The organism is Microtetraspora sp. AC03309 (assembly GCF_020826795.1).
In the GTDB taxonomy this organism is placed as follows: Bacteria; Actinomycetota; Actinomycetes; order Streptosporangiales; family Streptosporangiaceae; genus Microtetraspora; species Microtetraspora glauca.
The window spans coordinates 1-873 of sequence record NZ_JADDIL010000259.1; the positions used below are offsets into that span (position 1 = coordinate 1).

The 873-nt window shown below is 66.6% G+C and carries 1 pseudogene; it reads left to right on the top strand.

What is annotated here, in order from left to right:
• Positions 1-267: 267 nt before the first annotated feature.
• Positions 268-873, top strand: a pseudogene (locus tag IMZ11_RS42695) (hypothetical protein); the annotation flags it as partial.

An 873-nucleotide genomic window follows, 5' to 3' on the forward strand; every position in this document is an offset into this window, starting at 1 on the left:
CCGCCGTACGGACCGCAGGCGAGTTGTCCGCCATGGAATGCGCTGAGCTCGTGGGAATTTCACGCGTCAGTGCGCGGCGCTACCTGGAGTACTACCTGAGCACCGGGGCGTTGCAGCTTCGGCTACAGTACGGCGCCGGTAGGCCCGAACGGCGTTACCGGGCGAAGTAGCGCTCCCAACTGAGGTAGCACGCTACTCACGACCCCCGACGTCGCACAGCGAAGTATCGAGATGAACAGATACTCGTCCGATCGCGCGGAGGCTGTCATGACTGTGGTGTCCGATGCCGCCCTTCCCCCGCTGGACTACGCCCACGAAACCGATCCCCGCCAAGTGCACCGGCTGATCGCTACGGCGCGTGCCGAGGCCCCGATCGCGATGGGCCCGTACGGTCCGGAATTGCTGACCTACGATCTGGTCCGCGCCGCGCTGCGCGACCCTCGTTTCGAGGTCCCCCAGGGCATGTTCCTGGCCGCGCAGGGAATCACCTCCGGCCCGCTGTGGGATCGCGCGAACAGCAGCCTGCTGGGTGTCGACCCAGAGTCCCACACCCGACTCCGACGCCTGGTGGCCAAGGCGTTCGCGCCGCGCGGTGCGGAGAACCTCCGGCAGACCTGCATGGAGATCGTCGCCGAACTTGCCGACCCGCACCTGGCCGAGGGCCACTGCGACGTGGTGGCCGACATCGCGGTGCAGTATCCGATCCCGGTGATCTGTGCACTGCTCGGGGCGCCGCGCCAGGACTGGCATCTGTTTTCCCGCTGGGCCGACGACATCTTCGAAATGTTCAGCTGGGACCTCGGTGACCACGCCGACGAGGTCGAAGCGGCCTGGCTGCAACTCGATGAGTACCTCGACACCATGGTGCAGGAG